The following is a 7,848-nucleotide window of genomic DNA, read 5'->3' on the forward strand; positions in this document are numbered from 1 at the left end:
CTGCACAGCGGTTCTTCCTGCCCGAAGCGACCTCAAGAGGCCGTGACCATGCCCCTTTCCCGCCGCCGCTTCCTCCTCGCGGCCGTGCTGCCCATGCTCACCGTGGGCGCCTCCGGTGTCCTGTCCCTCGCCTCCGGCCAGCAGACCGCGGCCGAGACCAGCCAGGGGAAGAACCCCGCCGCAGCCCTCCCCGCCAGCACCACCTCCGGCACGGTCGTCCAGATCGTCGCGCACCCCGACGACGACCTGTTCTTCATGAACCCCGACCTCAGCCGCTCCCTGCTGGCCGGCGTCCCCGTCACCACCGCCTACCTCACCTCCGGCGAAGCCGACGGCCGCAACGAGGCGCGCGGCGGCGAGGCCAAGGACCCGGAACAGCCCGCCGACCGCGCCCGGTACGCGGAGGCCCGGCAGAACGGCATACGCTCCGCCTACGCCCAGATGGCCACCGGAGACCGCACCAGCGCGTGGCAGCGTACGGTCATACCCACCGCGGGCGGCGGACAGGCCGAGCTCGACGTCCTCGTCGCCCGCCCCCAGGTCCACCTGGTCTGGCTCCAGCTGCGCGAGGCCCGCAACCCGGCCGCGGAGAACCCGGACAGCCTGCGCGGCCTGTGGAACGGCCGGATACCGGCGCTGGGCTCCCAGCTCACCACGGGCACTCCGGTCAAGCAGGAGTTCTCGTACACCAAGGACCAGGTGGTCGAGTCCATAGCCGGGGTCCTGGAGCGGTACCGGCCGACGACGATACGGATGCAGGACCCGACGCCGAACCGCTACGCGGACACCGGCAAGTACACCGACCACCAGGACCACATGTACGGCGCCCGCTTCGTACAGGCCGCCACCGCCGTGTACGCCGAGCGCGTCGCGGACCGGCCGCGGTTCTCGGTCCAGAACTACCTCGGCTACCACAACGGCACCCTCCCGCACGCGCTGGACCCGCAGACCGCCGAGACGAAGACCGGCTTCCTGAAGACCTACGCCTGGCAGGACCGCGCCGACTACTGCGGCTCCCCCTCCGGCTGCGGCGACCGCAAGGTGGCCGGCAGCCCCACCGGCCGCCACTGGGCCCAGTCCCTGCGCTACGCCCGCGCCGACACCACCTCCTGGCTCACCGAGGGCACCCCCGGCCGGCTGTGGGCCTTCGCCGCGCTGGACGGCCGGATGGCCGTCTGGAGCCGGGACCGGGCCGGGGCCTGGACCGGGCCCGCCCTGCTCCCCGGCACCGGCATCGACCCCGGCGCCACCACCGCCCGCCTCCCCGACGGCCGCGTCGCGGTCCTCGCCACCCGCACCACGCTCGGCGCCCGGCCGGCCGACTACCGGCGCGAGGTCGTGTACGCCGTCCAGGCCGCGCCCGACGGCCCGTTCGGGGCGTGGACCTCGCTCGGCACCCCCGAGCCGGGGGACGAGCCCGGCACCTCGGCCGTCAGCGCCCCCTCGGCCGCCGTCGACGCCGAGGGCCGCCTCACCGTCTACCTCCGCGACACCCGCCGCACCCTGCGCGCCCGCGTCCAGCAGCCGTCGGGGGCCTTCACCGACTGGCAGCAGCTGGGCGGCGAGGACCTCCAGAGCGACCCGGTCGCGGTCGTGGACGCGGCCGGCCGGCGCCACGTCTACGCCACCACCACCACATCCGTCCTGGCCTGGACGCAGCCGGCCCCCGGCGCCCCGCTCGCCGGGCCCTTCCCCACGGGCCTGCCGGCCACCACCGTGCCGCTCTCGGCCGCCCGGGAGGGCGCGGGCGTCCGCCTCTACTTCCGCCGCCCCGACTCCGGGGTGGTCCGCAGCGCGCTCGTCACGGCGGGCGCGGGCGGCCCGCAGGTCTCCGGCGTCTCCGAGTCCGGCGGCCGTGCGGGCTACGGCGCGGTCGGCGTCGCTGGCCGCACGGTGGCCGGCCGCGCGGACACCGGCACCGTCGCGGCGACCACCCTGGGCGGCCCGCCCGCCTGGACGGAGTCCCGGATGCTCTACGCCGGCGCCCCCTCCGCCGTCCTCGACCCGGCCGGCACCACGACCACGGCGGTCCTGGGCCTGGACGCCCGGCTCCACACCACCACGACCCGCCCCACCGCCCCCCACCCCACCTGGCACCCGGCCGTCCTCCCGCCCGGCGCCTGACCTCCGCCGGGGCGGGGCCGCCAGGCCTGCCCCGCCCGGCCTGCCCCGCCCGGCCGCCGCCGATATCCTGGGAACGGCATCGGGGGCTTTCCCGTTCCGGAGGGCAGCACGATGAAGCACCGCCACCTCACGCTCCTCGCCGCCCCGCTCCTCATCTCCGCGGCCACCCTCACCCCGGCCTTCGCCGCACCGGCGGCCCTGCCCGCCGCCTCCTGCGAGCTGGTCGCGACCGGCGAGGGCCGCAACACCTCGTACACCCTCGTACTGGAGGGGTTCGAGCCGGGCCAGTCCGTCACGATCAAGGGGCCGCGCACCGACCAGCGCACCCGGGTCGGCGACGAGGGCACCCTCGACAAGCAGGGCGTCCGCTACGGCAAGTACACCGTCAACTCCAAGGGCAACCGCATCGGCTGCATCACCCCGGCCCGGGGCGAACACGACGGCGGCGGCAAGCAGGGCAAGGTGAAGGTCACCAAGGTCGAGGTCGTCACCCTCACCAAGCCGGGCACGGTGGTCGACTGCTCCAAGCCGAACAAAGCCGCGTTCGACGGCCGGATCACCGGCACGGGCAAGGGCGACGTCGACTACTACTGGACCTACGCCTCCAGCTCCGAGCCCTTCGCGAAGGGCACGGCCCACTTCGACGCCGGGACCCAGGGCGTCTCCCTGCTCAAGGTGGTCGAGCTGTCGCCGACCGTAAACGGGGCCTCCCAGAGCGTGTTCATGACCCTGCACGTCCCGTCGGCCAACCTGAGCGCCCGCAGCGACCAGGTCACCCTCACGTGCGCCAAGCCGTAGCCGCTCACCCCGCGCATCCCCTTGGCGCAGGGACGCCCAGAACCTGAAACGGCTCCGGGCCGACGGCCTGAGTGCCGTCGGCCCGGGGGTCGTGGTGCTGGGGTACTGCCGCTGAGCTGGGGCTACAGCACCGGGAGGTTCTTGCGGAGTTCGAAGGCCGTGACCTCCGAGCGGTATTCCTCCCACTCCTGCTTCTTGTTGCGCAGGAAGAAGTCGAAGACGTGTTCGCCGAGGGTTTCGGCGACCAGTTCGCTGCGTTCCATCAGGGAGATGGCCTCGCCCAGGTTCTGCGGGAGGGGTTCGATGCCCATCGCGCGGCGTTCGGCGTCGGAGAGGGCCCAGACGTCGTCGTCGGCGCCCGCCGGGAGTTCGTAGCCCTCCTCGATGCCCTTGAGGCCCGCCGCCAGGAGGACGGCGTACGTCAGGTACGGGTTGGCGCCGGAGTCGATCGAGCGGACCTCGACCCGGGAGGAGCCCGTCTTGCCCGGCTTGTACATCGGGACGCGGATCAGGGCCGAGCGGTTGTTGTGGCCCCAGCAGATGTACGAGGGGGCCTCGCCGCCGGAGCCGGCGGTGCGGGAGGAGCCGCCCCAGATGCGCTTGTAGGAGTTGACCCACTGGTTGGTGACCGCCGCCGTCTCCGCCGCGTGGCGCAGGAGGCCCGCGATGAAGGAGCGGCCGACCTTGGACAGCTGGTACTCGGCGCCCGACTCGTAGAAGGCGTTGCGGTCGCCCTCGAAGAGGGACAGGTGGGTGTGCATGCCGGAGCCCGGGTACTCGGAGAAGGGCTTCGGCATGAAGGTGGCCTGGACGCCCTGTTCCAGCGCGACCTGCTTCATGACCAGGCGGAAGGTCATGATGTTGTCGGCCGTCGAGAGGGCGTCGGCGTAGCGCAGGTCGATCTCCTGCTGGCCCGGGGCGCCCTCGTGGTGGCTGAACTCCACGGAGATGCCCATGGATTCGAGCATGGTGATCGCCTGGCGGCGGAAGTCCATGCCCACGTTCTGCGGAGTGTGGTCGAAGTAGCCGGAGTTGTCGGCCGGGACCGGCCGGGTGCCGTCCAGCGGCTTGTCCTTCAGCAGGAAGAACTCGATCTCCGGGTGGGTGTAGAAGGTGAAGCCCAGGTCGGAGGTCTTGGCGAGGATGCGCTTGAGGACGTAGCGGGGGTCCGCGAAGGACGGGGAGCCGTCCGGCATCAGGATGTCGCAGAACATCCGGGCCGTCCCGGGGGCCTCGGCGCGCCACGGCAGTATCTGGAAGGTGCCCGGGTCCGGCTTGGCGATCATGTCGGACTCGTAGACCCGGGCGAAGCCCTCGATCGCGGAGCCGTCGAAGCCGATGCCCTCGTCGAAAGCCTGCTCCAGCTCGGCGGGGGCGACCGCGACGGACTTCAGGAAGCCCAGCACATCGGTGAACCACAGGCGCACGAAGCGGATGTCGCGCTCCTCGAGCGTCCGGAGGACGAATTCCTGCTGCTTGTCCATGCCTTCATCCTCGCAGTTCAGACGATCTGTGCACCACCACCCCAAAAGGACGGGGGGCGCAGTCGGGCCCGTCCAGTATCGCCAGTGGTGGTTTCCGCCACATTACGCACCCCCCAAAGCCGATGGCACCCCCGCTCTGACCTCGGAGCCGTCATGAGCATTACCATCGGCGCCCATGGGGGGCTGGGAGCACACGGGGAGCGGGCGCCACGGGCGCCCCCTTCGGCGCGCCGTCCTGACACTGCTGGTCGCCGTCGGCGTGGCGGCCGGCGTGGCCTTCCTGTGCGTGCGGCCCGTGGCGGAACCCGGACGGGTGCACGCCGGGCACGGCGCGCACGCCACGTGCGTGTCCCCGCAGGACCTGCCGGGCTGTTCCCCCCTCTCCCATGTGACCCCGGCCGTGCTGCCCGCCCCGCCGCCCGCCGTGGCCCTGCCCCGGAGCGGACCGGCGCCCGCCGTCCGCCCGGGCGCGGCCGCGGGGCCGGTGCGGCCGCCCGGGACCCTCGCGCGCGCCCCCGGGCTGCACGTCCTGCAGGTGCTGCGGACCTGAGCGCTCCGGCGCACCGGACGGCACCACCGGCTCCACCCCCACACCCCCCTCAGCAGAAGGAACCAGGGCACATGGCCAGCAGGACGTCGGACCAGAACTCCCGCCAGCAGCGCATAGCCGAGATGCGCCGCGCCGAGCAGTCGCGCGAGCGGCGCAACAAGATCCTCGCGATCAGCATCTCCACGGCGATCGTCGCCGGACTCGTCGGGTTCGGGGCCTGGGTGCTGATCGACCAGAAGCAGAAGGAGAAGGACGCGGAGGCGGCCCGCAAGGCCCCCGTGTCGGGCGAGCAGACCTGGGACGCAAAGAAGCTCGGCCGCAACCACGTCGAGACCCCGGTCAAGTACGAGATGAACCCGCCCGTCGGCGGCGACCACCACCCCCGCTGGATGAACTGCAACGGCGACGTCTACAAGAACCCGGTCCCCGAGGTGAACGCCGTCCACTCGCTGGAGCACGGCGCGGTCTGGGTGACGTACAGCGACAAGGCCGCGGCGGGCGAGCTCGACAAGCTCAGGGAGAAGGTCACCAAGACCCCGTACACGCTGATGAGCCCCGTCAAGGAGCAGGCCGGGGCGATCATGCTCAGCGCCTGGGGCAAGCAGTTGACGGTCGACAAGGCGGACGACCCGCGGGTGGCGCAGTTCTTCACCAAGTACGTGCAGGGCCAGCAGACCCCCGAGCCGGGCGCGGCCTGCACCAACGGGCTGGGCGAGAAGTGACCCGTACGTACTGGGCGGCGGGCGCGGCCGTCGTGCTGGCGGTGCTGTTCGCGGTGGGGGCCACGGTCGCCACCGCGAACGGCCCGGACGGCGGCGGCGACCGCGCCGCGCCCGCGCTGTACTCGCCGGACGCGGGCTTCGCCCGGGACATGGCGGTGCACCACCAGCAGGCGGTGGAGATGTCCTTCATCGTCCGCGACCGCACCCAGGACGAGCCCGTGCGCGGCCTCGCGTACGACATCGCGAACACCCAGGCCAACCAGCGCGGGATGCTGCTGGGCTGGCTGGACCTGTGGGGGCTGCCGAAGGTGGTGGCCGACGAGCCACCGATGTCCTGGATGCAGTCCTCGGAGGGGCACGGAGGGCACGGGGGCCACGAGGGGCACGCCGGCACCAAGCCCGGCGCGCTGATGCCCGGGATGGCCACCAAGGAGGAACTGGAGCGGCTGGGTGCGGCCGGCGGCCGGGACGCCGAGGTGCTCTACCTCCAGCTGATGACCGACCACCACAAGGGCGGTGTCTCCATGGCCGAGGCCTGCGCCCGCCAGTGCGGCACGCCCGCGGAGCGGGCGCTGGCGCAGGGCATGGCCGAGGCGCAGCAGTCGGAGCTGACCCTGATGGCGGACATGCTGAAGCAGCGCGGGGCCGCTCCGCGCGGGTGAGCGCGGACCGGGCGCACGAGCGCCGGGCGGTGCCGGGGGGCGTCCGCGAAGCAGCGCCGGCCGCCCGTCGGGCAGGCGGGACCTTGCGGACACCCCCTATGCCGTGTGCAGGACCGCCCGGGCCACCTCGTACGGGCGGTCCAGCATGACCAGGTGCCCGGCCGGCACGGCGACCTCGAAGCGGGCGCCGAGCAGGTCGGCCAGCGCCGCCTGACGGCCGAGCCAGTGCAGGGCGGCGCCCCCGGCCGAGCCGTCGTGGCCGGCCAGGACGGTGGCGGGGGCCGCCAGCGGGTGCTCCCCGCGCAGGGCGAGCAGTTCGGCGGCGGTGTCCGGGTAGCGGGCGTTCTCCAGGAGGGCGCCGCGCCAGACCCGGCCCGTGCGGTAGCAGCGGCGTACGAGGTCCCGCGCGGCCGGGTCGGCGGCCCGCCCCGCCCGGGAGGCCCGTACGGCGCCGCGCCGCAGCGCGGGCCCGAGCGCGGCCGGGAGCCCGGCGGCGGTCACGGCCCGGCCGAGGGCGCGGGCGGCGCCGGTGCGCAGCGCGGCGGGCAGCACCGTACGGGGGGCCTCCTCCACGCTGGCGTCGACCAGGACGAGGGCGGCGGTGCGCTCCGGGTACAGGCGGGCGAAGGCCTCGGCGTGGAACCCGGCGATGGAGTGCCCGACGGCGGTCACCGGTGCGCCGCCCAGCCCCAGCGCGTCCAGCAGGCCGGCGATGCGGCGGGCTTCCGCGGCGGCGCCCGACGGCCCGGCCGCGGGGCCGCTCAGCCCGTGCCCCGGACGGTCGAACCGGACCACGGTGCGGCCCCGGTCCGCGAGCAGGGCCGCGACGGGGTCCCAGTCGAACCAGGCCATGGCGAGGCCGGCGCTCAGCACCACCGGGGGCCCGCCGCCCTCGACGACCACGTGCAGCGGGACCCCGTCCACCCGGACGAAGCGGGCCGGGCCGCTCACGTCCGGCCCTCCCGGTGGACGGAGTACGCCAGCAGCCCCAGCCAGAGGGCGACCAGCAGCACCTGCAGCCGCTGCCCGGCGCCGAGCGCCCAGGTCCCGCGCCCGGCGGTGAACAGGGAGATCGCGGTCAGGGTCCAGGCGGTGGCCAGCAGTTCGAGGACGACGAGGGCCGGGCCGTGGCGGGCGAGCGGGGCATGCCGCCCGTAGCGGCGGGCGGCGACGGTGAGGGCCACCGTCCCGACGAGGGCGCCGGCCATCGCGAGGCTGCTGCTGACGGCGTGCGCCTGGTGGGTGGCCGGGACCAGTCCGGCGGTCTCGCGGGCGGCGCACTCCGGGTCGACGGTCGGCCGGCAGCTGAGCGGCAGCCAGGCGTCGGCGGCGGTGGCCGCGCCGAAGAGGGTGACCCCGGCCCAGCCGGCGACGGCCCAGACGCCCCTGGACGCGGGGCGGCGGACGCGCGCGAGGGGGTGTCCGCGAAGTAGCGCCGGCCGCCCGAAGGGCGGGCCCTGCGGCGTCTGGTGCCGTGCATCGCAAGGCGGAGGGCCGCCCGCGTACTG

At 74.3% G+C, this 7,848-nt stretch carries 8 protein-coding genes; 5 read left to right on the forward strand and 3 right to left on the reverse strand.

What is annotated here, in order from left to right; translation table 11 throughout:
* Positions 1–48: 48 nt before the first annotated feature.
* Entirely contained in the window at positions 49–2,124 is a 2,076-nt protein-coding gene (locus AB0D45_RS25200; protein WP_362462879.1) for a PIG-L family deacetylase, read from the forward strand.
* Positions 2,125–2,235: 111 nt separating this feature from the next.
* Entirely contained in the window at positions 2,236–2,922 is a 687-nt protein-coding gene (locus AB0D45_RS25205; RefSeq protein ID WP_362462881.1) for a hypothetical protein, read from the forward strand.
* Positions 2,923–3,044: 122 nt separating this feature from the next.
* Here the strand turns inward: AB0D45_RS25205 and AB0D45_RS25210 are convergent, their stop codons facing one another.
* The gene (locus tag AB0D45_RS25210) at positions 3,045–4,406 is read right to left on the reverse strand and encodes a glutamine synthetase family protein (RefSeq protein ID WP_007263785.1); all 1,362 of its coding nucleotides are present in this window, start codon (positions 4,404–4,406) and stop codon (positions 3,045–3,047) included.
* A gap of 175 nt (positions 4,407–4,581) precedes the next feature.
* Between AB0D45_RS25210 and AB0D45_RS25215 the strand changes: the two genes are divergently transcribed.
* From AB0D45_RS25215 to AB0D45_RS25225, 3 genes are all read left to right on the forward strand, one after another.
* A complete protein-coding gene (locus AB0D45_RS25215) occupies positions 4,582–4,956 on the forward strand; it encodes a hypothetical protein (RefSeq protein WP_362462884.1) in 375 nt (124 codons plus the stop codon).
* Positions 4,957–5,027: 71 nt separating this feature from the next.
* Positions 5,028–5,678 (forward strand): DUF3105 domain-containing protein, encoded by a 651-nt coding sequence (locus AB0D45_RS25220; RefSeq protein ID WP_362462887.1) that lies wholly within the window; start codon positions 5,028–5,030, stop codon positions 5,676–5,678.
* Entirely contained in the window at positions 5,675–6,340 is a 666-nt protein-coding gene (locus AB0D45_RS25225) for a DUF305 domain-containing protein (protein WP_362462890.1), read from the forward strand. The genes AB0D45_RS25220 and AB0D45_RS25225 overlap by 4 nt, the downstream gene beginning before the upstream one ends.
* 96 nt (positions 6,341–6,436) lie before the next feature.
* Here AB0D45_RS25225 and AB0D45_RS25230 read toward each other — a convergent pair whose 3' ends face one another.
* Both AB0D45_RS25230 and AB0D45_RS25235 read right to left on the reverse strand, forming a co-directional pair.
* Positions 6,437–7,291 (reverse strand): alpha/beta hydrolase, encoded by an 855-nt coding sequence (locus tag AB0D45_RS25230; RefSeq protein ID WP_362462893.1) that lies wholly within the window; start codon positions 7,289–7,291, stop codon positions 6,437–6,439.
* On the reverse strand, positions 7,288–7,848 hold a 561-nt coding region (locus tag AB0D45_RS25235; RefSeq protein WP_362462896.1), incomplete at its 5' end, for a DUF998 domain-containing protein. The genes AB0D45_RS25230 and AB0D45_RS25235, both read right to left, overlap by 4 nt.

This window comes from Streptomyces sp. NPDC048352, from assembly GCF_040651895.1.
In the GTDB taxonomy this organism is placed as follows: Bacteria; Actinomycetota; Actinomycetes; order Streptomycetales; family Streptomycetaceae; genus Streptomyces.